Below are 23060 nucleotides of genomic sequence, written 5' to 3' on the forward strand. Positions count from 1 at the left end.
GCCGCCACTCGCCTGACGGGGTAGGTTGAATTCGTCGCTGGCCCTTGGAGGTGTGATGCAGCCGCGATCCACCTCGACGGTGTACGGCTCGCCTGTCCGTCGGGACGACGCGGGTGACGCGCTGCCGCCGGAAGATGGCGAGCCGACCAAGGGCGCCAAGAAGAAGCGCCGCCGGTTCCTTCCGACGGACCCCGGCTGGGCCAAGACCCTGCTGATCATCGGCGCGGTCCTCGTGATCATCAGCGGCATCAGTGGCGGCATCGTCGTGGCGGGCCGCGTCGCCCTCTACTACGCCACCAAGGACATCCCGGACGAGAACCTGCTGCCGCCCGAGATCCGGGCGGCCGGGAAGAACATCGACGGCGCGCTCAACATCCTGCTGCTGGGCCTGGATCAGCGGAAGAACAGCGACGCCCAGATCCGGACCGACTCGATCATCCTCATCCACATTCCCAAGGCGCACGACGCGGCGTACCTGATCTCCCTGCCCCGCGACACGAAGGTCAGCATCCCGCCGATGCCGAAGTTCGGGTACCCGGGCACGGACCTGGCGAAGCTGAACGAGGTCTACCAGTACGGCAACCGGAAGAACGGCAAGCCCGACGACTCGCCGCAGGGCCGCACGAACGGCGTCACGGCGACCGCCACGGTGATCAACAACCTGGTGCCCGGCGGCATCAAGTTCAACGCGGTCGCCATCATCAACTTCGAGGGATTCAAGAAGCTGGTCGAGGCCCTCGACGGCGTCCACATGTGCATCGACCACGTCGTGAGGTCCGAACACTACGACTCCAAGGGTCGCTATCACACCAGCACGAGCAGCGAGCCGGGCGTCATCCCGTACACGTACAAGAAGGGGTGTCGCGACCTGAAGGCGTGGGAGGCGCTGGACTACGCGCGCCAGCGCTACGGTCTGCCCAACGCGGACTACGACCGCCAGCGCCACCAGCAGCAGCTCCTGCAGGCGATCTTCACGAAGCTCATGAGCAGGGGCACGCTCACCGACGTCTCCAAACTGATGGAGCTGAAGAACGCGGCGGGCGACCTGCTGACCCTCGACCTCAACGGCGTTCCGATCGAGGACTGGCTCTTCTCCTTCAAGCATCTGAAGACCAACAACATCGTCATGGTCAAGATGAACGCCGGTACGTACGCCTCCGAGAAGATCAACGGCCAGTCGTACGAGCGACTCACCGATGACAGCGTGGCGCTGCTGAAGGCCGTGCACGACGACAAGGTCTACGAGTTCCTCCTCGACCATTCCACGTGGATCTCCAAGTCCAAGTAGCTGGCTGACGCGCGTACCCGCACAGGTGGCGGCCCGGGCGCATGATCACGCGCCAGATGTGCACAGTTGGCGGCCTCGGGCCATCCAGAGCCCGCCACATGCTCACAGTTGGCGGCCCCGGACCATCCCGCAGCCGCCAGATGTTCACATCTGGCGGCGACGCGTGCCTCCAACCTCGCCAGATGTTCACATCTGGCGGCGACACGCGCCTCCAACCTCGCCAGATGCTCACATCTGGCGAAGGAGTGCCCGCCTCATGTCGCGACATGTGCACATGTGGCGGGCCCGTCTTCTCGGACCTCACGAGATGTGCACATGTGGCCGGTGGGCTCGTCTCGGACCACGCCAGATGTGCACATGTGGTGGGTGGGCCGCTCTCGGACCTCGCCAGATGTGCACATCTGAGGGGCGGGCACTTCTCGGACCTCGCCAGATGGGCACATCTGAGGGGTGGGCAGCCCTCCGACCTCGCCACATGTGCACATGTGGCGCACCGGACCGCTCGGCTGGCGGCGATGGCGAGGGACATTCGGAGTTTGCCCGCAGCGGTGACGATCTTCGACGTATCGTGGCGGCAGAGGCTGCTACCACCCCTTACGGAGCGCCATGCCCGTTCCATCGGCGGGTCCGGACGAGCCCGCCGACGCGGGCGACCCGTCCTCAGCCGCCCATCCAAGAGCACACCGCCGCCGGGGGCGCGCCCGGACCGTTCTCCTGATCGTCGCCCTGGTGCTGCTGGTCACGGCCGCGCTCGGCTTCGTGGCCGCGCGGGTGACCATGAGCGCCTACGACCGGGCGGTCGCGCGGGACGTCCTGCTCGACCCCGACGCCCGGGCCACCACGCCCGGCGCCGCGGTACGCGGACCGCTGAACTTCCTGCTGCTCGGCTCCGACCGGCGCAAATCCAACCCGGACATGGGCCAGCGTTCGGACACGATCATCATCGCCCACATCACCCGCGACCTGGACCACGCCTACCTGCTGTCGATCCCCCGGGACCTGCTCGTCGAGATCCCGGCCCAGCCGGACATCGGGTTCCCCGGCGCGTACACGAAGATCAACGCCGCGTACGGATACGGCAGAAGCGCGCGGGGTGGCGCCCGTCTCGTGGCACGCACGCTGACCCGACTGACCGGGGTCCGTTTCGACGGCGCCGCGGTGATCGACTTTAGCGGCCTGCGGTCGGCCGTCACGGTGCTCGGCGGCGTACGCATGTGCGTCGACGTGCGCACCGTGTCGATCCACACCGGCGCCGTCTTCGAGAAGGGCTGCCGTCGGATGAACTCCGCGCAGGTCCTGGACTACCTGCGCCAACGGGACTCGCTGCCCGACGGCGACTTCGGCCGCCAGCGCCACCAGCAGCAGTTCATCAAGGCGATAGCCGCCGAGGCCCGCCGGCAGAGCCTGCTGGTGCACCCGATCAAACTCGACCGGCTGATCCGCAGCGTGGCGGCCTCGCTCGTGGTGGACATCGGGGCGGTGTCGCTGCCGGACCTGTTGCTGGCGCTGCGCGGCATCGACGACCGCAGCCTGACCGGCATCCGGTTGCCGGCCTACGACGACATGATCGACAACATCTCGTACGTGGTGGCGGAGCGGCCGCGGGCGCACGACCTGTTCGACGCTGTGCGGACCGACACACTCGCGGCCTGGGCCGCCGCAAACCGATCGTGGGTCAACCGGATCTGACGCCGGCTGAGGTATACAGGTTGGGTGTTTGGACCTCCTCCTGTGCCGGCCGTGACCGCCACCCAGGTCGGCGACGACGACTTTCTGCTCGATGTCCGCGACGACGACGAATGGCACGCGGGCCACGTCGACGGCGCCCACCACGTGCCGATGATGGAGCTGCTCGCCCGGCTCGACGAGGTCCCGCAGGACCGCGACGTCGTCGTCGTGTGCAAGGTCGGCGGCCGCTCGGCGCAGGTCACGGCGTACCTGAACGCCAACGGCTGGGAGCGGGTCCGCAACCTCGACGGCGGCATGCTCGCCTGGGTCGGCGCCGGCCGGCCGATGGTGAGCGAGGACGGACATGCCGCCCGCGTCCTCTGACGAAGGCGCGGGGCCGCTGGTCTTCGCCCACCGCGGCAGCCTGCCCGAACACACTCTCGACGCGTACCGCGAGGCGATCGACGCCGGCGTGGACGGCCTGGAGTGCGACGTCCGGCTGACCCGCGACGGGCACCTGATCTGCATCCACGACCGCCGGCTGGACCGCACGAGCAACGGCCGGGGCCCGGTCAGCACGTCCCGCCTCGCCGACCTGAACGAGCTGGAGTTCGGCGGGGCGCCGGGCATCCTGACTCTCGACACGCTGCTGACGACCGCGCTGGACGCGGGCCGCCCGCTGCGCCTGCTCATCGAGACCAAGCACCCGACCCGCCACGGCGCCAAGGTGGAGCGGGCGCTCGTGGCGATGCTCGAGCGGTACGGCCTGGCCAAGGCGGACCCGGCCGTGCCCGTGCAGGTGACCGTCATGAGCTTCGCCGCGCTGGCGCTGCGTCGCGTCCGCGCGCTCGCCCCCGCCCTGCCGACGGTCTACCTCGTGGAGTACGTCCCGCCGGGCGTCCGCACGGCCCGCCTGCCGTTCGGCGCGGAGATCCTGGGCCCGGGCGTCGGCGCGTTGCGCGCCCACCCCGACCTGATCCGCTACGCGCACGCCCGCGGCCGGCAGGCGTACGTCTGGACGGTGAACTCGGACGAGGACCTGGATCTCGTTCGGAGGATGGGCGCGGACGGGATCATCACCGACAGGCCAAAATTTGTTTTGGCCGCGCTAGGCCGCTGAGCTGGAATTTGCACGTGCATGGACTCGTGCATTCGCCCTCGCAATATGAAAGTGACGCGAAGGGGGCTGTCAGGCGCCTACAAAGCGGGCAGACTCTACACATGCACGTCGATTACCGGCGCCTCGTCGACGGCCTCAATATCACTGCGGACATGGCCGCCGACCCGAACGAGGGCCTGCCCGCGGTGAGTCAGCTTGTGGAGACGCTCGCGGTCTCGACGCAGGCGGCCGGCGCCACGTTCACGGCGTACGACGCGAACGGCGGCCGGGTGGTCGCCGCGACCGGCGCGATGGAGTGGGCGCTCGGTCAGCCGATCGCGCCCGAGCACATCGTGTCCGAGATCCCGCGGGTGTGGTCGGGACGGGTCGAGGTGCTGCCGCCGAGCCTGGCCGAGCCCCTGCTCAGCCGGGGTCTGCTGCGGATGCTGGGCGCCCGCGTCGGCGCGCCCGGGGAGCCGATCGGCGCCATGCACGTCTACTACGCGCAGCGCTGGGGCGAGATCAGCCAGGACCTCGTCAGCGCGGTGATCCTCGTCGCGAACTGCATGCACCGCCTCTACCGCGAGCGCAAGGACCTGCAGCTCGACCGGTCGCCCGTCGAGGACGACCGCGACCTCTTCCTCGCCGCCGCGGGCCACGAGCTGCGGACCCCGGTCACCGTCATCAAGGGGTACGCGGGGACGCTCGCCGACCGGTGGGAGGCGCTCGACGACCACGAGCGCCGGGGCGCGGCCCAGGTGCTGACCCAGCGCGCGGACGAGCTGGCCCGGCTGGTCGACCGGCTGCTCGCCGCGGCCGGTGGAAGTTCCGCTCAGCACTGGCTCACCCGGTCCGTACCCTTTGATCTTCTTGAGGGCCTGCACCGCGCGGTGGCTGACCTGCCCGTGCCACCCCGCGAGTCGGTGAAGCTGGAGCTGCCCTCCACGCTGCCGCCGGCGTACGGCGACCCGGCGGCCCTTTCCATGATCGTTGCTGAGCTGGTGGGGAACGCCCTGCGGCACGCGGAGCCGCCGGTCGACCTGGACGCGGGCAGCGACGAGCGCAGCGTCTTCTTCCGGGTCGGTGACCGGGGCCCCGGCATCGACCCCCGGCTGGCCGAGCGCGCGTTCGAACGCTTCTGGCAGGGCAACCGGGCCGTGGAGAATGGAGGCGTAGGGTTGGGTCTCTATTTGGTCAGACGCATCATTGAGCGACAAAACGGGTGGGTTTCGCTCCGCCCGCGCGACGGTGGGGGTACGGTCGCTGAGGTGCGGCTGCCACGGGCCGATGTTCCGCACCGGCCAACGGCGGCAGGGGAGGCATGAGCGTGTCGACGGCGGTCAGGGAGCAGGCGTGGTGCCTGGTGGTCCCTCACCACGCCCGCGGTGCCGGCCTGGCCAGACGCCGTCTCGCCCACGACCTCGGCGGCCTGGTCCCCGCTGAGCTGCTCTCCGACACCGTCACCGTGGTGGCCGAGCTCGTCGGCAACGCCGTGCGGCACGCCGCGCCGCTGCCCGGCGACGTGATCCGGGTGGCCTGGCGGCTGCGCACGGGGAGCTCCGACGTCGCCGTGGAGGTCCGGGTGACCGACGGCGGCGCCGAGGACGTGCCGACCCCGCGTCAGGCGAGCCCCGAGGCCATCGACGGCCGCGGCCTCGCCATCATCGACGCCCTCGCCCAGCGATGGGGCGTCATCCGCGACGGCCTGGGCCAATGCGTCTGGGCCGAGCTTTGTCGGCCGCTCCTCGGCCCTGCGCTGCCGGTGCCGAGCGAGTAGGACATAGGCTCTCCTCTCGTGAGCAAGCGTCGAAAGCAAGCCGGCGGCGAAGCTGGCGCCAAGCGGTCCAAGATCCGTGACGTCTTCGTCCCCCGGCCCTTCGAAGGGCTCGCCGGCGAGGCCGACTGGATCGCCCTGCGCGAACTGGTGCCGGCGGCGAGTTCCCCGGTGCGGCTGCGCCCGGAGTACGGCGACCGCGAGGTCACCGTAGCGACCGTCCTGCCGATGGCGTGGCCGGCCCTGACGAAGCCGGACGGGCGCGTCTTTCTCGGCCTGCAGCGTCACCAGCAGTCCGGCGACGTGAGCCGGGACATCGCGGTCGCGCTGCTCAACGCGCTCGAGGTCACCGACCTGGGCGGGCCGGTCACGGTGCCGCCACTGCCGGGCGAGGGCCCGCGCCTGCAGGACATCCTGGTCGACGGCGCGCTCGACGTGACCGTCCACACCGGCTTCGACTTCTGGCTCGACAACGACCCGGGCGACGACCCGACCGTGGCGGCCTCCCTGGAGCGCGCCAATGCCTCCATCCAGCCGACGGTGAAGCTCGCCGGCGTCCCGGCGGCGTACTGGTGCCGGGTCCCCGAGAAGGCGCACGTGCGCTGGGTGCTCACCGAGGACGAGGAGCCGGCGCTCGCCGCGCTGGCCCGCCTCGGCGCCGCCGGCGCGCTCGCCCTGGGCGAGCACACCAAGTTCGCGGGCATGTTCCGGGCGCACGGCCGCCTCGTCCCGGTGTGGGACCTGCCGGCCGAGGTGAAGCCGGAGGAGTGGGAGACCCCCCTCGTCGAGTTCGCCAAGCGTTATGCCGAGTCGCTGGCGAGCGATGCCGAGCTGACCGCCGCCGAGCGCCGCGCGCGGCAGGGTCTGTTGGGTCGGCAGCTCACCCTTCGCTGACCCGGGTTGTGATATTTACCACGTCACCGTCGGGGATCACGACTACGCAGGTCGCGCCGGACGGCGGCCAATCAGTGACGTGAATGTCACATTCATCCCTGATTCACTCAGGGGAATTCTGGAGTGAGCATCTTCTGTCACGTCCCCGCGGCAACTTAACGTAGTCCAACGACGACTAACAGGTGAACACCGAAAGGTGCGTCATGGCTGGTCTGCATGGCAATGAGCAACTCCGTCCCCTCGGCTGGATGCGGGAGAAGCGGGAGGAGCGCGCCAACCGGCGGCTGATGACCCAGCGGGCCCGCGTGGTCGCGCAGGTCGAGCTGCTCGGGCCGCAGTGGCGGGTGCTCGACCTCAACCCCGCCGACCCCGACTTCATCGCGATCGGCCCCGGCGGCATCTTCTCCGTGACGGTCTGCGACCACGGCCGCTCCAAAGTGGAGCTCGCCGGCGAGGTGGTGCAGATCGAGGGCCGCCGCCCGCCGTACGTGCAGATGGCACGCAAGGAGGCGCAGCGCATCAGCGACACGCTGTCCGCCGCGGCCGGTCGTCGCATCCCCGTGATCCCCATGCTGGCCTTCATGGGCACCGGCCAGCTTGTCTACTGGGGAAAGCCGCCCGAGGGGTGCGTCGTCTCGTCGTACCGCGATCTGCGCCGCGCACTGGATGCGCACGGCAACCGACTTGGTCAGCCTACGATCGACAAGCTCTGCGCGCTCGCGGACCACCCGGATACGTGGACCAATCACTCGAACGAGGACGCACCGAACTACCAGTGGTATCCCGAGGGCACGTCGGCCGCTGACAAGTCGCGCGACCGACGCTAGCGTCGACACCAAGACAGTGCCGCCGCGCCACCCAGCGCCGGCGGAGGGGGAGGGTGTCGTGGCGCACGTGGAACTGTCGCTGACCGAGGCCGGCGCGGCCCCCGAGCTGACCACGTCCACCGCACTCGACCGCTGGCTGCGCCCGGTCGCCGCGGCCGAGGACCCGTGCGTGCTGCTCGACGCCGACGGCGTCGTGGTCGCCGCGTCGCCGGCCTGCGCCGACTTCTTCGCGGTCGACCCGGTCGACGCGGTCGGACGGCGCCTGGTCAGCGAGGTCCTGATGCTGATCGACTTCAGTGGCACCGCGACTGACCTGCCCGAATGGGAGATCGACAGAGTGCCACCCGTGTTAGCGCTAACCTCCGGCGCCCTCGCCCGTGGCCTCCTGCGCGCCGTCGGCCCCGCCGCGACGTACACGCTCGACGCGGTCACCACCCCGCTGCGCGAGGGCGCCGCGGTTGTGGGCTCGCTCACGTTCTTCGCCCCTGTCAGCGGTTATCAGGCGAACTAGGCATCGAAGACATCTCAATCGGCGGGCCGCCCGTACGGTGCCGCACGATGGTGCCATAGCCTTTGTCCGTGCTTGATCTCGTCCTGCTCCCGGACGATTACGCCGTGTGCCGGCTTGATCGTGGCTCCGCCGTGCCGGCGATCGAGCCCGGCCGTGACGGCGTCGTCTCGGTGACCCGCTCGGCGGACGAGATTTCCGTCATCTGCCCCGCCGACCTCGCGCCGCCGGCCGCCGCCACCAACACCCCGTGGCGGTGCCTGCAGGTCGCCGGGCCCGTCGACTTCGCCCTCACCGGCATCCTCGCCTCGCTGGTGAATCCGCTCGCGGACGCGCGGGTCAACATCTTCGCCTTCTCCACGTACGAGACCGACTACATCCTCGTGCCGACGGTGCGCCTGGCCGAGGCGCTCACCGCGCTGTCCGGCGCGGGGCACCGGATCGCGACGTGAGCAGCCGCTACGCTGGGCCCGTGCCGTTGCGCTACACCTATCTGGGTCCGGAGGGCACCTTCTCCGAGCAGGCTCTGCGAACTCTGCCGGAGGTCGCGGACGCCGCCGTGACCGCGGCCCGCAGCGTTCCCGAGGCCCTCGACGCCGTGCGTGTCGGCGAGGCCGACGCCGCGCTGGTGCCGCTGGAGAACTCGGTCGGCGGCGCCGTCGCCGTGACCCTCGACGAGCTCGCCTCCGGCGCACCCCTGATGATCACCCGCGAGGTGGTCCTGCCCGTGCAGTTCGTCCTCGGTGCCCGCGCGGGCGTCGAGCTGGAGCAGCTCGGGACGATCGCCGCGCACCCGCAGGCCGCGGCGCAGTGCCGCAACTGGCTGCGCAAGAACGCCCCGGGCGCCACCGTGGTCGAGGTCCTGTCGAACGCGGCGGCCGCGGTCGGCGCCGCCACCGGGGAGTACGACGCGGGCATCTGCGCGCCCATCGGCGCGGACCGGCACGGTCTGACCCTGCTGGGGCGCAACATCGCCGACCACGCCGACGCCGTGACCCGCTTCGCGCTGGTGTCCCGCCCGGCCACGCCCGCGCCGCCGACCGGCGACGACGTCACGTCGCTCGTGGTGTTCATCGCCCAGAACCGGGTCGGCGCGCTGCTGCAGGTGCTCACGGAGTTCGCGCTGCGCGGGGTCAACCTCACCCGCATCGAGTCGCGGCCCACGGGCGAGCGCCTCGGCCGCTACCTGTTCTTCTTCGACTGCGAGGGCCACGTCGCCGAGGCGCGGCTGGGCGAGGCGCTGATGGGCCTGCACCGGGTCAGCGCCGACGTGCGCTTCCTCGGGTCGTACCCGCGGGCCCGGCTGGACAACAGCGTCGGCCGCGCCGAGTTCGCACCCGGCACGACCGACGCCGACTACGCCGAGGCCACCGGCTGGCTTTCCCGCCTCCGCGCCGGCGACCTCTGACGGAGCACTAACCGAGCAGCCCGCCCAGCACGCCGCCGCCCTGGCCGGCCTGCTGGCCGGAGCCCTGGCCGGCGAGCCCGCCCGGCGGCATCTCGGACGGCTGCACGACAACGAAGCCCTGCCCCGCGAAGCTCATCGTGAACGCCTCACCCGTGCTGCGGCCGATGAGCGTGCCGAGGCCGAGCTGGTCGGCCCGGTGGTAGCCCGTCTGCAGGTTCGCCGACCAGCAGATCGCCGCCTGCGGGTCCGCGTACGTCGGCTGGTCGACCTGGAGCACGACCGGCGTGCCGTGTGTGGTGATCGCGATCCGGCCGGAGCCGGTGAAGACGCAGTTGAACAGGCCGGCCGAGGACAGCATGCCCATGCCCTTCACCATCTTGATGTCGTACTGCAGGGTCGACTCGAAGGCGAGCACGTTGGCGCCGTTGATCGAGATGGCGTCGCCGGGCTCCAGGTCGATGAGGTAGACGTCCTGGCCCTCGTTGGCGAGGAACACGTCGCCCCGGCCGGTCATCTTCATGATCGGCACACCCTCGCCGGTGACCGCGCTCTTGAGCCACTTGCCGACGCCGCCCGCGCCCAGCGCCTGGAACTGCACCTGGCCCTGGTAGGCGACCATCGAGCCGCGGCGACACATGATCTCGCCGTTGAGTTCGACCTTGAGCATCTTGGAGTTCTGCAGCCGTAGGCCCGGAGTGTCGGACTCCTTCTCCAGGTTGTCGGCGGCGAAGAGGGCGCTGCGCATCGAGGGGATCCTTCCGCGGAGGGGTTCTGTCCGCGAAGGTAGGAGATGCCGTCAATCCCAGCCGAGGTCGTGCAGCCGCTCGTCGTCGATGCCGAAATGGTGCGCTATCTCGTGCACGACGGTGATCGCCACCTCGTCGATCACGTCGTCCTCGGTGTCGCAGACCCGCAGTGTCGGGTTGCGGAAGATCGTGATGCGGTCGGGCAGCACGCCCGCGTAGTCCCACCCGCGCTCGGTGAGCGCGTGCCCCTCGTAGAGCCCCAGCAGCTCCGGCTCACCGGGCGGGGGCTCGTCCTCGACCAGGATCACCACGTTGCTCATCAGGTCGAGCAGCTGTGGTGGGACCTCGTCGAGCGCCTCGCCGACCAGGTCCTCGAAGCGCTCGCGACTCATCTCGACGGCCACGGTGTCCATTGTGCCGCCCGCCGGGGGTCGCGGCGGCCCCTGCCGCCGCGCCCCACCGGCGGTCAGGCGAGACTGGCGGTCAGGGTGATCTCGGTGCCGGGGGCCAGCAGGCGCGAGATCGGGCACCCCGTCTTGGTGGCCTCGGCCAGCTTCTGGAACTCGGCCTCGTCGATGCCCGGCACGTCACCGGTCGTCACGAGGTCGATACGGGTGACCGTCTGCGCACCTTCGACGGGCTCGAGGTGGACGGCGGCCGAAGTCTCCACAGAGGTGGGCGGGAATCCGGCGTCGGTGAGTGCCTTGGACAGGGCCATCGAGAAGCAGCCGGCGTGCGCGGCGCCGATGAGCTCCTCCGGGTTGGTGCCCTCGCCCTCCTGGAACCGGGACCGGAACGAGTAGTTGCCCTCGTAACCGCCCTGGCCCGTGCGGACGGTGCCGGATCCTTCGAGCAGCGTGCCCTGCCACAGGGCGGAAGCGTTGCGAATAGCCATGGCTGCGACGTTAGTCCATGAAAGACGCTGCCACGCCGTTGTGCGCGCGGTGTTGCGCCGTGAGCGCAACGATGAGCTTCCTCGCGTTGCCGCTGGCATCGTGGACGCCATGCGAATCGCGGTGCTGGGGACGGGGGATGTGGGGCGCACGCTGGCCAGCCGGCTGGTGGAGCTCGGCCACGAGGTGACGTTGGGGTCGCGGTCCGCGACCAACGAGGCCGCCGTGGGTTGGTTGAAAAGTCTGAGTACTGCCGAACGAGCGGCCGTCGGCACCTTCGCCGACGCGGCGGCCGGGGCGGAGCTCGTGGTCAACGCGACCGCCGGCACGGCGAGCCTCGACGCGCTCGCCCTGACGGGCGCCGACAACCTCGCCGGCAAGATCCTCCTGGACGTGGCCAATCCCCTGACCTTTGCCGACGGTGTCCCGACGCTGACAGTGTGCAACACCGACAGCCTCGGTGAGCGGATCCAGCGCGCGTTCCCGGGTGCGCGGGTGGTCAAAAGCCTCAACACGGTCAACTGCCAGGTCATGGCCCGGCCCGACCTGGTCGGCGGCCCGCACACGATGTTCGTCGCCGGCGAGGACGCGGACGCCAAGGCGACCGTGACCAGCCTGCTGCGCGAGTTCGGCTGGCGGGACATCGCCGACCTCGGCGGCATCGAGGCCGCGCGGGGCCTGGAGATGCATATCGCCCTATGGATCCGCCTCCGCCCGGCCGGCGGCAGCAACCTGTTCAACCTGCAGGTGGTCACCTAGGATCTGCCTCGTTCGGCGCCGGACCGGGGAGGCGGAGTGGACTCCGACACGATGATCGCCCTCGCGTCGGCAGGGCTGTCCGCGATCACGGCGGTCGGGGCCGGCGTCGTGGGCACCCGGTCGACCATGCAGACCCGCCGGCTCGAGCACGAGCTGGCCCGGGAGCTGCGCGCCGAGTCCCGGGCGGAGCAGGCCGAGAAGATCATGCGGCAGTACCGTGACCCGCTGCTGCAGGCCGCCAACACCCTGCAGGGCCGGCTCTACAACATCGTCGAGCTGCGCTACCTCGACCGGTATCTCCACTGTGGAGAGCCCGGCGAGGAGCGCTACGCCCGCGACTACACGGTGTTCGCCATCGCGGAGTACCTGTGCTGGGTGGAGATCCTGGCCAAGGAGCTGCGCTTCCTCGACGCCGCCGACCTGCCCGGCAACCACGCGCTGCTCGCGCAGCTGGGTGCGATCCAGGTGAGTTTCCAGAGCGACAAGCTGCCCGATGTGTTCCGGGTGTTCCGGGGGCGCCAACGGGCCATCGGCGAGCTGATGATGGTGCCGACCGGCGCGGCGGACGGCCCGCGCCACGAGTGCCGGGGCTTCGCCGCGTTCTCCCGGGCGCTCGACGAGGACCCGACCTTCGCGGGCTGGTTCGCGCCGCTGCACGCGGACGTCAACCGCCTCGTCAACGCCGGCCCCGAGACGATGACCCGGCTCGTGCTGCTGCAGCGCCAGCTCATCGCGCTGATCGATTTCCTCGACCCGCAGCACACGCGGCTGCCCACGCCGCACCGCGCCCAGCTCCCGTCGCCCGGAGCGGACGGGCTGGTGGCCGCCTCAGCGGGCGCTGGCGAAGGCGGGAGCGACTGACGCCGGCTCGGCCAGCCACTCGTCCGCGAGCATGCCGTAGATGACCTGGTCGCAACGCCCGGCCGGGAACGAGATGGCCTGCCGGCGCACGCCCTCGTAGGTGAAACCGAGCCGCTCGGCCACCGCCCGGCTGCGCACGTTCTCGGCCACCGTGCTGATCTCCACGCGGGCCAGCCGGTACGCGCCGAAGGCCTGGAACAGCAGGGCCCGCGCGCTGCGGGTGACCAGGCCACGCCCCTCGTACCAGGCATCGATCCAGTAGCCGATGGTGGCCGAGGTGCGGCTGTCGTCCAGCCACAGGCCGCACGAGCCGACGAGCTCCCAGCCGGCGATGGACCGGACGACGATGGCCAGCGGCAGCTCGTGCCCCTCCGCCCAGCGCCGGGCCGACCCGGTGAGGAACGATGTCGTGTCCGGCAGGGTCAGCGGCGCGCAGGCCCACGGCTCCCACCGGGACAGCCGCTCCTGGTTGGCCACGAGCAGGTTGTGGTACGCGGGAGCGATGGCCGGGGTGCGCACGATGAGCCCGGCGTCCTCGCCGAGTGGGTGCACGAACGGCGCTTCCACCACGTACGACACGGCTGCCCTCCTCGACTGAGGCTTCGATGCTGGCAGCCGTCCCGCCGGATGTCCACCATCCGTTGGGCCCACGCACACCGAGGTCGGGGTCGCTGTCGCGGCCCTCGGCCTGGCACCATGACGGGGTGGCTGGTGACATCGGCATCTGGCAGGACGAACTCGGCCCCGCGCCGGGCGACCGCGGCCGGGCCCGGCCGCCGCGACCGCGTCGCGCCTGGTCGCGCACGGACTGGGCGCGTCGCCTGCTGGTGCCGGCCGGCAGTGCCGGTCAGCGCCGCACCGCCTGGGCGCTCACGGTGCTGGGCGCGGCGGCGTTGGCGGCCTCCCTGATCGCGCCGTGGCAGCACGTCGGCTTCGACCAGAGCCCCACCACCCAGGGCAGCTTCCTCGGCGTCCAGTTCACCACCTGGGTCAACGACCTCGACATGTTCGGCCTGGTGTATCTGATCGGCGCGATCGCCGTGCTCGCCGTCGCGGCCGCCGCGACCGCCCGCGCCGACCACGCCGCGCGGCTGCGCTTCCCGGCCACGGGCGCCGGTCTCGGCCTGGTCGCACTGCTCGTCGCGATGGTGGTGCGCGCATCCGTCGGCAGCCTGGGCAACGCGCGCTCGATCATCGACAACATGGCGTCGTACATCACGGTCGACGCGAACGGCGCGCCGCTGTCGCCGAGCGAGCCGTCCGGGTTCACCTCGTCGGTCGGCCCGGGCCTGATGGTCGCGTTCGCCGCGGTGCTGCTGCCGTTGGGCGCCGTCTGGCTCGCGTCCCGTGCCGCCCGACCGGGGGAGTACGCCGCGCCGGCGGCGCCCGCCGCGGCCGACCCGGACGCGGTCGAGGAGAGCGGGCACGACGTCATCGAGGCCGGTGACACGTCCGTGTGGCGGCCCCGCGACCCCTACGACCTCACCGTCACGCCGAGCTGACCCAGCGGGGATATTGACGTGAAGCCTGTCCGGGGCGCCCGGTAAGCTCACGTTTTGTGATTGACCTGCGCCTGCTCCGAGATGACCCCGACGTGGTTCGTGCCAGCCAGCGGGCCCGGGGCGAGTCCCCGGACGCCGTGGACGCGCTGCTCGCCGCCGACGAGGCGCGGCGCGCCGCCGTGCAGCGGTTCGAGGCGCTGCGCGCCGAGCAGAACTCGCTGGGCAAGCAGGTCGCCCAGGCCAAGGGCGACGAGAAGGCGGCGCTTCTCGCCCGTACCAAGGAGTTGGCGGCCGAGGTCAAAGCGGCCGGGACGGCCGCGACCGAGGCCGAGCAGCTCCTGCGCCACGCCAATCTTGTCGTGCCCAACATCGTCGAGGCAGGCGCGCCCGAGGGCGGCGAGGACGACTACGTCGTGCTCCGCGAGGTCGGCGAGCGCACCCGGATCGACAACCCGCGCGACCACCTGGAGCTGGGCGAGGGCCTGCGCGCCATCGACGTCGAGCGCGGCGCGAAGGTGTCGGGCAGCCGGTTCTACTACCTGACCGGCGTCGGCGCGCTGCTGCAGCTCGGGCTGCTGCAGCTGGCCATCCAGCAGGCGGTCGAGGTCGGGTTCACGCCGAGCATCACGCCCGTGCTGGTCAAGCCGGAGTCGATGGAGGGCACCGGGTTCCTCGGCGCGCACGCCAGCGAGATCTACCGGCTCGAGGCCGACGATCTCTACCTGGTCGGCACGAGCGAGGTCGCCCTGGCCGCCTACCACAGCGGCGAGATCATCGACCTGAACGCGGGGCCGCTGCGCTACGCCGGCTGGTCGTCGTGCTTCCGCCGCGAGGCCGGGTCGTACGGCAAGGACGTGCGCGGCATCCTGCGGGTGCACCAGTTCGACAAGGTCGAGATGTTCGTCTTCTGCAAGCCGGAGGACGCCCACGACGAGCACCTGCGCCTGCTCGCCTGGGAGGAGGAGATGCTGGCCAAGGTCGAGGTGCCCTACCGGGTGATCGACGTGGCGGCCGGCGACCTCGGCACCAGCGCGGCCCGCAAGTACGACTGCGAGGCGTGGCTGCCGTCGCAGCAGCGCTACCGGGAGCTGACCAGCACGTCGAACTGCACGACCTTCCAGGCCCGGCGGCTCAACATCCGCTACCGGGACGAGGAGGGCCGCACGCAGACGGCGGCCACGCTCAACGGCACGCTGGCCACCACCCGGTGGATCACCGCGATCCTGGAGAACCACCAGCTCCCGGACGGTTCGGTCCGGGTGCCCAAGGCGCTGCAGCAGTTCGTCGGCGGCCGGGACGTGCTGACTCCCGCTCTTTAAACTATTGCCTCCTTGCGGACATGGCCGCGACATGCCCATCAGGGGTAATGTTGTCGACCCTTTCCCCAAGGAGGACGCATGACCAGCAGCGTCGCGGTCAGCCCCGGTCCCGTCGCGCGGACGTCGTCCCGGTTGCCCCGCATTCTCGCCACCGACCTCGACGGCACCCTGGTGCGCGGGGACGAGACCGTCAGCGACTACAGCGTCGCGGTGCTGCGCCGGGCGCGGGCCGCCGGCGTGACGATCGTCGGCGTCACCGGGCGCGGCCCGCGGCTACTCGACCTGTGCCGCCGTGACCTGCCCGAGGCCGACTTCTTCGTCCTCGCCCAGGGCGCGTACGTCATCGACCAGCGCGATCCGGAGCGGCCCGTCGTGCTGCGTCGCGACCGGATGCCCGGCGAGGACCTCGGCCACGCCCTGCGGTTGATCGAGACCGCCGCCGGCGTGCCGCTGTCGGTGCTGGTCGAGGCCCTGGACACGCCGCGCTCCCCGCTGTGGGGCGACGCGGACGTCGTCTGGCCGTACCCGGAGTGGCAGGTCTACGACCGCGCGTTGGCGCTGGCCGGGCCCGTGTACAAGGGCTTCGCCCGGGCGCCGGGTCTCACGGCCGACGAGTTGTTGGCGCTGGCCCGCCGGGTGGTGTCGCTTGATCTGGCCGAGGTCACCCAGGCCGGGCTCGGGTACGTGGAGATCACCGCGCCGGGCGTGGACAAGGGCACCGGGCTGGCCGTGGTCGCCAAGGCGGTCAGCGCCTCGCCGCTGGACGCTGTCGTCTTCGGCGACATGCCCAACGACGTCCCGATGTTCCGCTGGGCCGGCCGCGGCATCGCGGTGGCCAACGCCCACCCCGAGATCCTGGCCCTGGCCGCCGAGGTCACGGCGAGCAACGACGCCGACGGCGTAGCGGCCTGGATCGAGTCCCTCCTCGACGCCTGACCGCGCCCGCTACCGCGCGGCAAACGTCGACTTCCGCACCACACGACAGGCGCCATACGGTGCAGAAGTCGACTTCTACAGCGTGGGTCAGAGGTATTGGCCCGTAGGGCCCGTGGGGTCGCCGGGGGTGTGGGGGTCGGCGGGTGAGAGGCCGAAGCCTGCCGCGCCCGGGCGGCCGGCGGGGAGGGCGGCGCGGCCGCCACCGCCGCCGCGCATCTGCTCCAGCTGGAGGCGGGCGGCCATCTGCTGGGCGACCAGGGCGGCCTGGATGCCGTGGAAGAGGCCCTCCAGCCAGCCGACCAGCTGGGCCTGCGCGATGCGCAGCTCGTCGACGCTCGGCGTGGTGTCCTGCGTGAACGGCAGGGACAGCCGCTCCAGCTCCTCGACCAGCTCCGGTGCCAGGCCGTCCTCAAGCTCGCTGATCGACCGCTTGTGGATCTGGGTGAGGCGCTGCCGGGCGGCCTCGTCGAGCGGCGCGGAGCGCACCTCCTCCAGCAGCTGCTTGATCATGCTGCCGATGCGCATCACCTTGGCGGGCTGCTCGATCAGGCTCGACGGGTCCTCGTCGGTCTGCTTGCGGCCGGTCCCGTCGACCTCGACCGTGCCCAGTGGTCGCCCGTCGGGGCCGACCACGACAACCGTGCTGGTGGCCGGTGCGTCGCCGGCGGCCGGCGGGTTTGCGGCGGTCTGGGCGGCTTCGGTGCGCTCGGCGTCCGTCATGCGCACCACGATAGCGTCGCCGCGTCGGGCGCCGATCCGGCCTGTGACCTGCTCGCCGTTGACGCGTGATCAGGATTCGGGGTACAACCCCGTGGGGCTCGGACGCGCGGACGGCGCGCCATGCTCTCGCACGTCACGGCCGGTCTGGCGCGGGCGAACCAGTTGGGGAGGGAACGCAGTGGGCCAGGTCGACCGTCGTCAGCTTCTGAGGTTGTTCGGTGCCGCGGCCACGGCCGGCGCCGCGGCGGCCGCGCTCGCCGCCTGTGGCGGATCCGCTTCCGGCAGCAAGGAGCAGATCTCCGGCCGCCGGGTGCGGGTGGGCCTCCTCGCTCCCAAGGACGGCCCGTACGCCGCGATCGGCGCGGACATCACCGACGGCTTCAAGCTCTACCTCGACGAGCACCGGAACGTGCTGGGCCGGCACCCGGTCGAGCTGATCATCGCCGACGAGGGCACCACGGTCGACGCGGCCCGCAAGGCCACCGAAGGGCTGCTCGCGCAGCAGGTGCACGTGATCGCGGGCGTGGCCAGCCCGGCCGCCCTGTCGGGCATCCGCGACCTGGTGGAGAAGGCCCGCGTCCCGCTGATCGGCGCTAACGGTTCGCCGGGCGACCTGACCTCGGTGTACTACATCTGGCGCGCCTCGTACGCGGACGGCCAGGCGAGCACCGCCCTCGGCGACTACCTGGCCGACCAGGGCCGCTACCGCCGGGCGTACGTGCTGCACGACGGGACGTCGCAGGGCCTGGCGGAGGCGGACGCGTTCCGCAGGGCGTTCTCCTCGACCGGCCGCACGATCGTCGGCCAGGCCGCGGGCACCGGGTCGTACAGCGCCCGGCTGCAGGGCGCCGCGGGCACCAGCGCCGAGATCATCTACTGCGCGTACTCCGGCGACGCGGCGTGGCAGCTCCTCAAGGCGTACGCCGGGACGGGACTGACCAAGCCGCTGGTCGGCCCGGGCATGCTCACCGAGATCCGCGACCTGACGAAGCTCGCCAAGGACCTCAAGCGGCTGCCCGAGGTGTACACGGCGATGAACTACACGCCGGATCTCCAGCTCGCCGCGAACCGTCGCTTCGCCGCGGCGTACTCCAACGCCACCGGCGTGCAGCCGACCGCGTACGCGATGGCGGCCTACGACACGGCCGGCGTGCTCGACAACGCGCTGCGCCTGATCAGCGACGACATCACGGCGATGGAGGTGAACCGCGGCATCTCGGCGCTCGGCGAGATCCAGAGCCCGCGCGGCACCTGGACGTTCAACAACACCCGTACCCCGCAGCAGAAGTGGTACCTGCGCAAGTTGGAGCTGTCCGGCCAGGTGCCGGCGAACCTGATCACCGCGGAACTGGCGACCCTCAGCTGACCCGCGGCCGGGGCACGTGCGCCACGGCGGGGACCCGGGCCACGCCGAAGACCGACTGCCCGAACGGCGACCGGGCGTGCCGGTCCAGGAACCGCGCGATCGGCACGAACGTGCGGTCGTAGAGGCGCAGCAGCGCGCCGTTGCGCGGCGTCATGCCGAGTCCCTTCACCGACACGTACCAGTTGAGCAGGCCGATCGGGTTGAGGTAGCGGACCTCCTCGACGTCGAGGCCGGCCGCGGTCATCGCGTCGTGCAGGCTCTTACGCGTGTACCGACGCTCGTGGCCGATGGCCCGGTCGAAGCGGCTCATCGCCGACGGGAACGCCGGCACGATGATGATGACGGCGGCGCCCGGCCGGACCAGGGCGCCCATGCCGCGCAGCGCGCCGACGTGGTCGGGGATGTGCTCCAGCACGTTGTAGGCGATCGCGGCGGTGTGGTGGCCGTCGGCGTCCGGGTCGGGCAGGTGCAGTTCGCGGGTGTCGACAGTTTCATCAGTGGCGAAGCGGGCGGCCAGCGCCTTGTAGCGCGACTCGTCGGCTTCGGTAGCTGTGAACTTCGTCACGCTGGGGGCCCACTCGGCGGCGTAGTCACCCGTACCGCTGCCCACCTCGACGGGGTCGTCCCCGAGGTATGGGCGGGCGAGGTCCGCGAGCCAATGACGGTAGGCGCGGGCGTCGGACAGCTCCTCGAGCACATCGGACTGCAGGCGGGAATCTCCGGTCACGGTAGGCACGCCGTAGACTCTCTCACGCCTTCACCCTTACTGTGGGAAGACACTATTTCCGTTTTGTGGAATCTCAGTCACGATTCGGACATAGCTAGAGCCGTAACCTACGCCGGAGTGGCCCCCGTGAAGCTGTCCATCCTGATGCCCGTCTACAACGAGGCAAAGAGCATCGCCAGCGCGGTAAAGCAGGCTCTCGACGTCACGTACCCGGTGGAGGTCGAGCTCGTCATCGTCAACGACGGCAGCCAGGACGGCACCGGCGAGGTGCTGGCCGCCCTCGACGACCCACGGCTCAACCTGATCACGCACCCGCAGAACAAGGGCAAGGGTGCCGCGATCAAGACGGCCGTCGCGGGCGCGACCGGGGATTACATGGTCATCCTCGACGCCGACCTCGAGTACGACCCGCAGGACATCCCGCGCCTGCTGCAGCCGGTGCTCGACGGGCACGCGAAGGTCGTCTACGGCAACCGCACGTTCGGCAGCCACTCGTCCTTCTCGTTCTGGTACGTGATGGGCAACAAGGGCGTCACCACGGCCGCGAACATCCTCTACAACTGCTACATCTCCGACCTGGAGACGTGCTTCAAGCTCATGCCGTTGGAGCTGTACCGGTCGCTGAACATCAGGTCGGCCGGCTTCGGCATGGAGGCCGAGGTCACCGGCAAGCTGCTGCGCCAGCGCATCCGCCCGTACGAGGTGCCGATCTCCTACCGCGCGCGCTCGCGCGAGGAGGGCAAGAAGATCACCTGGAAGGACGGCGTCGAGGCGCTCTGGATCCTCGCCCGCGAGCGGGTGCGCAAGCCGCTGGGCTGATGCGCGTACCACCCCGGATCCTCGTCGGGGCCGCCTGCGTTGCGGTGCTGCTGGGCGGCAGCCTCCTCGCGGCCAACGGGTGGCGGACGCGCTCAACCGGCGCGGCGACGGCACCCGGGCCGGCCGGTCCGACGGGTCACGCGGCGCCCCCGACCTGTGGTCCGTGGGGCTGCGAACAGGAGAAACGGTTCGCGGCGGCCGACGCGTTCGTCAAGCGGCAGCCCGGCTACCTCGGCATCGTCGTGCGCGACCGACAGACCGGCGCGGTGTGGCGGGACGGCACGACCACCCACCCGACGTGGACCGCCTCCACCATCAAGCTCGCCATGGCCACCAGCCTGCTGGAGCGCGACCGCGCGGGCGACATCGAGCTGGACGCGACGGCGCGCCGCCAGATCGACGACATGCTCGCCTTCTCGTCCAACGACGCCGCCGACGCGCTGTGGCACCGCTACGGCCGCGCCGACATGGTCACCCGCTTCCAGCGGACGTACGGCATGACGCACCTGACCTTCGTCAAGGGCTTCGACCGCTACTGGGGCCTGATGAAGTGCACCGCCGAGGATCTGGCGGTGCTGATGTCCTACATTCTGGACACATTGGATAGTACGGACAAGGGCTACCTGCTCACGGCCATGCGCGCCGTCGACCCGATCCAGCGCTGGGGCGCCTGGGCGGCCGGCACCGACCTGCGTCCCGGCGTCAAGGGCGGCTGGTCCGTCGAGAAGGACCCGGGCGGCGAACACTGGGTCACCAACACCGTCGGCTTCGCCGGCGACGACGCCCGCTACGTGATCGCCGCGATGTACCACCTGCCGCCCGGCACCGGCACGATCGCCCAGGGCGTCCACGCGGTCTCCGACCTGGTCGCGACCGTCTTCGGCCAGCCCACCCCGGCCCCCGCGGTCGTCCCCGACCGCGACTAGGTCACCAACAGGATCTTGCCCAGGTGGTCGCTGTCCGCCATGCGGGTGTGGGCCGTCGCCGCGTCCGGCATGGGGATGCGGATGTCGATCACGGGGTGGACCATGCGGGCCTCCACGAGGGGCCACACGTGCGCCCGTACCCCGGCAACGATGCGGGCCTTGTCCTCCGCGGACCGGGACCGGAGCGCGGTGGCCGCGACGGAGGCCCCCTTGGCGAGCAGCATGCCCAGGTCGAGCTCGCCCCGCCGGCCGCCCTGCAGGCCGATCACCACGAGCCGGCCGCCCGGCGCGAGCGCCGCGACGTTGCGCGGCAGGTAGGGGCCGCCCACGATGTCGAGGATGACGTCCGCGCCCCGGCCGGCGGTGGCCGCCAGCGTAGCGACCACGAAATCCTCGGCTGTGTAGTCGATGGCCAGGTCCGCGCCCAGCTCACGCAGCGCGTTGTGCTTGGCGCTGCGCGCCGTGGTGAGTACGCGCGACCCGTGCGCGTCCGCGAGCTGGATGGCGAACGTGCCGATCCCGCTGCCGCCGCCGTGGATGAGCAGCACCTCCAGCGGCTGCAGGCGGGCCACGTCGAAGACGTTCGACCAGACCGTGCACGCCACCTCGGGCAGCCCGGCCGCCTCGACGAGATCCACCGTGTCGGGCACGCGAAGCAGCTGCCCCTGGGGCGCGACGACCTTCTCCGCGTACCCACCGCCGCTGAGCAGCGCGCACACCCGGTCGCCGACCTGCCACCCGGTGACCTCGCGCCCCACGGCGGCGACCGTCCCGGACACCTCTAGGCCCGGAATCTCGGACGCGCCCGCCGGCGGCGGGTAGAGCCCCTGCCGCTGCAACAGGTCCGCGCGGTTCAACCCGGCGGCGGCCACGTTGATGAGCACCTCGTCGGGACCGGGCTCGGGCTCGGCCACCTCGACCCACTGGAGTACCTCGGGCCCACCCGGCTCGGTGATCGTGATCGCACGCACGCCCTCATCATGCCCGCCCGTGCCGGTCCGCGCCTTTTGCGCGCGCCGGCCGGCCGCACGTAGCTTGCAAGTTATGCGGCTACCGGCCGCCCAGGAGACCGCATAACTCGCAAGCCAGCGGGACCCGATCGGCGGCGCGGGGCGGCGCGGGGGAATCTGGCAGACTGTCAGCGGACTCGCGCGCGGCGGTGCGGTGCGCGGGTGCGTCGGGAGGGCTCGCCTAGTGGCCGATGGCGGCGGTCTTGAAAACCGCTAGGGGTGGTGACACTCCTCCAGGGTTCGAATCCCTGGCCCTCCGCACGAGCGCCCTAGGGCCACCTGGACAGAGCAAATGCTGATCAGGTGGCCCCTATTGGTGGGTGTGCCGGGTCTACGCGGTGTCCACGGAACCTGCTCTGACCCCACCCGCCGTCAGAAGACGAGGTGCCAGAGCCACGCGAACAAGCCGGCGCGGACGAGCGCGATCACGCCAATGACCGCGAGCCCGAGCAGGCCGAGGCCGGCGGCGATGCCGAAGCGTTCGCTGACGTCGATGTCCAGGGCGGTGACCGCGATGGGGAAGCACACCCGGACCAGCAGGCCGAGCGCGATGCTCATCGAAGCGAGAACCAGATCCAGTGCCACAGCCAGCCGAGCCAGTGGCCGAGCCAACGGAACACGCCGACCCGGTTGAGCACCACGCCGATGGTGATGACGAGTCCGACGAGCGCCACCACCGCCGACGCGTACGCGAGGAAGCCAGCGTCGCCGGCGGTGAGGCGGCGGACCGCATTGATGGCCAGGACCATAAGGATGGCGCAGACGCCGAGGCCCACAAGCCACGGATCGTCGTGGTACCACCCCAGGACGAGGGCCGGGACGACCAGTCGACCAGCTTCTCCAGGAAGCGAACCAGCGGTCCCATGCCCCTCCCGCACCGCGCGCCAGGCTCACCTAACGCTAGCGATCCGGCACTGTGCGGATAGCCGTCCATTTCTCCATCGGTCCCGGCCCACGGGTCGGCCGGCAATGGCCGATCGGCGGCGCGGACAAGCGTCATCGCGCGTGGG

At 71.0% G+C, this 23060-nt stretch carries 28 protein-coding genes and 1 tRNA gene; 20 read left to right on the forward strand and 9 right to left on the reverse strand.

The features are described from left to right. Positions 1–55 precede the first annotated feature (55 nt). From ABD211_RS02745 to pheA, 11 genes are all read left to right on the forward strand, one after another. Entirely contained in the window at positions 56–1288 is a 1233-nt protein-coding gene (locus ABD211_RS02745) for an LCP family protein (protein WP_344125824.1), read from the forward strand. A gap of 606 nt (positions 1289–1894) precedes the next feature. Beyond that, on the forward strand, positions 1895–2977 hold the full coding sequence (locus tag ABD211_RS02750; RefSeq protein WP_344125826.1) for an LCP family protein: 1083 nt from the start codon (positions 1895–1897) through the stop codon (positions 2975–2977). A gap of 42 nt (positions 2978–3019) precedes the next feature. Continuing rightward, positions 3020–3340 (forward strand): rhodanese-like domain-containing protein, encoded by a 321-nt coding sequence (locus ABD211_RS02755; protein ID WP_425560323.1) that lies wholly within the window; start codon positions 3020–3022, stop codon positions 3338–3340. Then, positions 3321–4076, forward strand: a complete 756-nt coding sequence (locus tag ABD211_RS02760; protein ID WP_344125830.1) for a glycerophosphodiester phosphodiesterase — start codon at positions 3321–3323, stop codon at positions 4074–4076. Before ABD211_RS02755 ends, ABD211_RS02760 begins: the two co-directional genes overlap by 20 nt. Before the next feature lie 101 nt (positions 4077–4177). Next, positions 4178–5380, forward strand: a complete 1203-nt coding sequence (locus tag ABD211_RS02765; RefSeq protein WP_344125832.1) for a sensor histidine kinase — start codon at positions 4178–4180, stop codon at positions 5378–5380. Beyond that, positions 5377–5832, forward strand: a complete 456-nt coding sequence (locus ABD211_RS02770; RefSeq protein WP_344125834.1) for an ATP-binding protein — start codon at positions 5377–5379, stop codon at positions 5830–5832. The genes ABD211_RS02765 and ABD211_RS02770 overlap by 4 nt, the downstream gene beginning before the upstream one ends. A gap of 18 nt (positions 5833–5850) precedes the next feature. Continuing rightward, positions 5851–6723, forward strand: a complete 873-nt coding sequence (locus tag ABD211_RS02775) for a DUF5926 family protein (protein WP_344125836.1) — start codon at positions 5851–5853, stop codon at positions 6721–6723. Between the two features lie 248 nt (positions 6724–6971). After that, entirely contained in the window at positions 6972–7550 is a 579-nt protein-coding gene (locus ABD211_RS02780) for a hypothetical protein (RefSeq protein WP_344125838.1), read from the forward strand. A gap of 58 nt (positions 7551–7608) precedes the next feature. Next, positions 7609–8061: a PAS domain-containing protein gene (locus tag ABD211_RS02785; protein ID WP_344125840.1), complete on the forward strand. Its 453-nt coding sequence runs from the start codon at positions 7609–7611 to the stop codon at positions 8059–8061. A gap of 68 nt (positions 8062–8129) precedes the next feature. Continuing rightward, complete coding sequence (locus ABD211_RS02790) at positions 8130–8510, forward strand: ACT domain-containing protein (RefSeq protein WP_344125842.1); 381 nt, start codon at positions 8130–8132, stop codon at positions 8508–8510. Continuing rightward, complete coding sequence (pheA, locus tag ABD211_RS02795) at positions 8507–9466, forward strand: prephenate dehydratase (protein ID WP_425560324.1); 960 nt, start codon at positions 8507–8509, stop codon at positions 9464–9466. Before ABD211_RS02790 ends, pheA begins: the two co-directional genes overlap by 4 nt. 7 nt (positions 9467–9473) lie before the next feature. Here pheA and ABD211_RS02800 read toward each other — a convergent pair whose 3' ends face one another. The 3 genes from ABD211_RS02800 to ABD211_RS02810 are packed head-to-tail and all read right to left on the reverse strand — an operon-like array spanning position 9474 to position 11107. Then, the gene (locus ABD211_RS02800) at positions 9474–10211 is read right to left on the reverse strand and encodes an AIM24 family protein (protein WP_344125846.1); all 738 of its coding nucleotides are present in this window, start codon (positions 10209–10211) and stop codon (positions 9474–9476) included. Between the two features lie 51 nt (positions 10212–10262). Continuing rightward, positions 10263–10625: a metallopeptidase family protein gene (locus ABD211_RS02805; RefSeq protein WP_344125848.1), complete on the reverse strand. Its 363-nt coding sequence runs from the start codon at positions 10623–10625 to the stop codon at positions 10263–10265. A 53-nt stretch (positions 10626–10678) separates the two neighbouring features. Next, the gene (locus ABD211_RS02810) at positions 10679–11107 is read right to left on the reverse strand and encodes an OsmC family protein (protein WP_344125850.1); all 429 of its coding nucleotides are present in this window, start codon (positions 11105–11107) and stop codon (positions 10679–10681) included. 109 nt (positions 11108–11216) lie between these two features. Between ABD211_RS02810 and ABD211_RS02815 the strand changes: the two genes are divergently transcribed. After that, positions 11217–11864 (forward strand): NADPH-dependent F420 reductase, encoded by a 648-nt coding sequence (locus ABD211_RS02815; protein WP_344125852.1) that lies wholly within the window; start codon positions 11217–11219, stop codon positions 11862–11864. A 36-nt stretch (positions 11865–11900) separates the two neighbouring features. Further along, positions 11901–12725, forward strand: a complete 825-nt coding sequence (locus ABD211_RS02820; RefSeq protein ID WP_344125854.1) for a hypothetical protein — start codon at positions 11901–11903, stop codon at positions 12723–12725. On the opposite strand, the gene ABD211_RS02825 is transcribed toward ABD211_RS02820, so the two are convergent. Next, on the reverse strand, positions 12693–13304 hold the full coding sequence (locus ABD211_RS02825) for a GNAT family N-acetyltransferase (protein ID WP_344125856.1): 612 nt from the start codon (positions 13302–13304) through the stop codon (positions 12693–12695). The genes ABD211_RS02820 and ABD211_RS02825 overlap by 33 nt on opposite strands. Before the next feature lie 125 nt (positions 13305–13429). On the opposite strand from ABD211_RS02825, the gene ABD211_RS02830 reads away from it, so the two are divergent. From ABD211_RS02830 to ABD211_RS02840, 3 genes are all read left to right on the forward strand, one after another. Then, positions 13430–14227, forward strand: coding sequence for a hypothetical protein (locus tag ABD211_RS02830; protein ID WP_344125857.1), 798 nt, complete (start codon positions 13430–13432; stop codon positions 14225–14227). 56 nt (positions 14228–14283) lie between these two features. After that, the gene (gene serS, locus ABD211_RS02835; RefSeq protein WP_344125859.1) at positions 14284–15546 is read left to right on the forward strand and encodes a serine--tRNA ligase; all 1263 of its coding nucleotides are present in this window, start codon (positions 14284–14286) and stop codon (positions 15544–15546) included. A gap of 78 nt (positions 15547–15624) precedes the next feature. Next, positions 15625–16482 (forward strand): HAD family hydrolase, encoded by an 858-nt coding sequence (locus ABD211_RS02840; RefSeq protein WP_344125861.1) that lies wholly within the window; start codon positions 15625–15627, stop codon positions 16480–16482. 87 nt (positions 16483–16569) lie between these two features. Here ABD211_RS02840 and ABD211_RS02845 read toward each other — a convergent pair whose 3' ends face one another. Next, positions 16570–17202, reverse strand: a complete 633-nt coding sequence (locus ABD211_RS02845; RefSeq protein WP_344125863.1) for a bacterial proteasome activator family protein — start codon at positions 17200–17202, stop codon at positions 16570–16572. A 178-nt stretch (positions 17203–17380) separates the two neighbouring features. Between ABD211_RS02845 and ABD211_RS02850 the strand changes: the two genes are divergently transcribed. Continuing rightward, positions 17381–18568, forward strand: coding sequence for an ABC transporter substrate-binding protein (locus tag ABD211_RS02850; protein WP_344125865.1), 1188 nt, complete (start codon positions 17381–17383; stop codon positions 18566–18568). Here the strand turns inward: ABD211_RS02850 and ABD211_RS02855 are convergent. Then, positions 18561–19304: a class I SAM-dependent methyltransferase gene (locus tag ABD211_RS02855; RefSeq protein WP_344125867.1), complete on the reverse strand. Its 744-nt coding sequence runs from the start codon at positions 19302–19304 to the stop codon at positions 18561–18563. The two genes, ABD211_RS02850 and ABD211_RS02855, sit on opposite strands and share 8 nt — an antisense overlap. A 117-nt stretch (positions 19305–19421) precedes the next feature. On the opposite strand from ABD211_RS02855, the gene ABD211_RS02860 reads away from it, so the two are divergent. Next, a complete protein-coding gene (locus tag ABD211_RS02860) occupies positions 19422–20114 on the forward strand; it encodes a glycosyltransferase family 2 protein (RefSeq protein WP_344125869.1) in 693 nt (230 codons plus the stop codon). Continuing rightward, positions 20114–21040, forward strand: coding sequence for a serine hydrolase (locus ABD211_RS02865; RefSeq protein ID WP_344125871.1), 927 nt, complete (start codon positions 20114–20116; stop codon positions 21038–21040). Before ABD211_RS02860 ends, ABD211_RS02865 begins: the two co-directional genes overlap by 1 nt. Here the strand turns inward: ABD211_RS02865 and ABD211_RS02870 are convergent. Next, positions 21037–22011: an NAD(P)H-quinone oxidoreductase gene (locus tag ABD211_RS02870; protein ID WP_344125873.1), complete on the reverse strand. Its 975-nt coding sequence runs from the start codon at positions 22009–22011 to the stop codon at positions 21037–21039. The genes ABD211_RS02865 and ABD211_RS02870 overlap by 4 nt on opposite strands. A gap of 209 nt (positions 22012–22220) precedes the next feature. Between ABD211_RS02870 and ABD211_RS02875 the strand changes: the two genes are divergently transcribed. Then, positions 22221–22309, forward strand: a tRNA-Ser gene (locus ABD211_RS02875). Positions 22310–22422: 113 nt separating this feature from the next. Here the strand turns inward: ABD211_RS02875 and ABD211_RS02880 are convergent. After that, positions 22423–22608: a hypothetical protein gene (locus ABD211_RS02880; protein WP_344125875.1), complete on the reverse strand. Its 186-nt coding sequence runs from the start codon at positions 22606–22608 to the stop codon at positions 22423–22425. Then, the gene (locus tag ABD211_RS02885; protein WP_344125877.1) at positions 22605–22928 is read right to left on the reverse strand and encodes a hypothetical protein; all 324 of its coding nucleotides are present in this window, start codon (positions 22926–22928) and stop codon (positions 22605–22607) included. The genes ABD211_RS02880 and ABD211_RS02885 overlap by 4 nt, the downstream gene beginning before the upstream one ends. Positions 22929–23060: the final 132 nt, after the last annotated feature.

The sequence above is a fragment of the Luedemannella flava genome, from assembly GCF_039528515.1.
Taxonomy (GTDB): domain Bacteria; phylum Actinomycetota; class Actinomycetes; order Mycobacteriales; family Micromonosporaceae; genus Luedemannella; species Luedemannella flava.

Coding starts and splice junctions, on each gene's coding strand:
- ABD211_RS02745 (WP_344125824.1), top strand. CDS start 56: ATGCAGCCGCGATCCACCTCGACGGTGTACGGCTCGCCTGTCCGTCGG.
- ABD211_RS02750 (WP_344125826.1), top strand. CDS start 1,895: ATGCCCGTTCCATCGGCGGGTCCGGACGAGCCCGCCGACGCGGGCGAC.
- ABD211_RS02760 (WP_344125830.1), top strand. CDS start 3,321: ATGCCGCCCGCGTCCTCTGACGAAGGCGCGGGGCCGCTGGTCTTCGCC.
- ABD211_RS02765 (WP_344125832.1), top strand. CDS start 4,178: ATGCACGTCGATTACCGGCGCCTCGTCGACGGCCTCAATATCACTGCG.
- ABD211_RS02770 (WP_344125834.1), top strand. CDS start 5,377: ATGAGCGTGTCGACGGCGGTCAGGGAGCAGGCGTGGTGCCTGGTGGTC.
- ABD211_RS02780 (WP_344125838.1), top strand. CDS start 6,972: ATGCGGGAGAAGCGGGAGGAGCGCGCCAACCGGCGGCTGATGACCCAG.
- ABD211_RS02800 (WP_344125846.1), bottom strand. CDS start 10,211: ATGCGCAGCGCCCTCTTCGCCGCCGACAACCTGGAGAAGGAGTCCGAC.
- ABD211_RS02805 (WP_344125848.1), bottom strand. CDS start 10,625: ATGGACACCGTGGCCGTCGAGATGAGTCGCGAGCGCTTCGAGGACCTG.
- ABD211_RS02810 (WP_344125850.1), bottom strand. CDS start 11,107: ATGGCTATTCGCAACGCTTCCGCCCTGTGGCAGGGCACGCTGCTCGAA.
- ABD211_RS02815 (WP_344125852.1), top strand. CDS start 11,217: ATGCGAATCGCGGTGCTGGGGACGGGGGATGTGGGGCGCACGCTGGCC.
- ABD211_RS02840 (WP_344125861.1), top strand. CDS start 15,625: ATGACCAGCAGCGTCGCGGTCAGCCCCGGTCCCGTCGCGCGGACGTCG.
- ABD211_RS02845 (WP_344125863.1), bottom strand. CDS start 17,202: ATGACGGACGCCGAGCGCACCGAAGCCGCCCAGACCGCCGCAAACCCG.
- ABD211_RS02865 (WP_344125871.1), top strand. CDS start 20,114: ATGCGCGTACCACCCCGGATCCTCGTCGGGGCCGCCTGCGTTGCGGTG.
- ABD211_RS02880 (WP_344125875.1), bottom strand. CDS start 22,608: ATGAGCATCGCGCTCGGCCTGCTGGTCCGGGTGTGCTTCCCCATCGCG.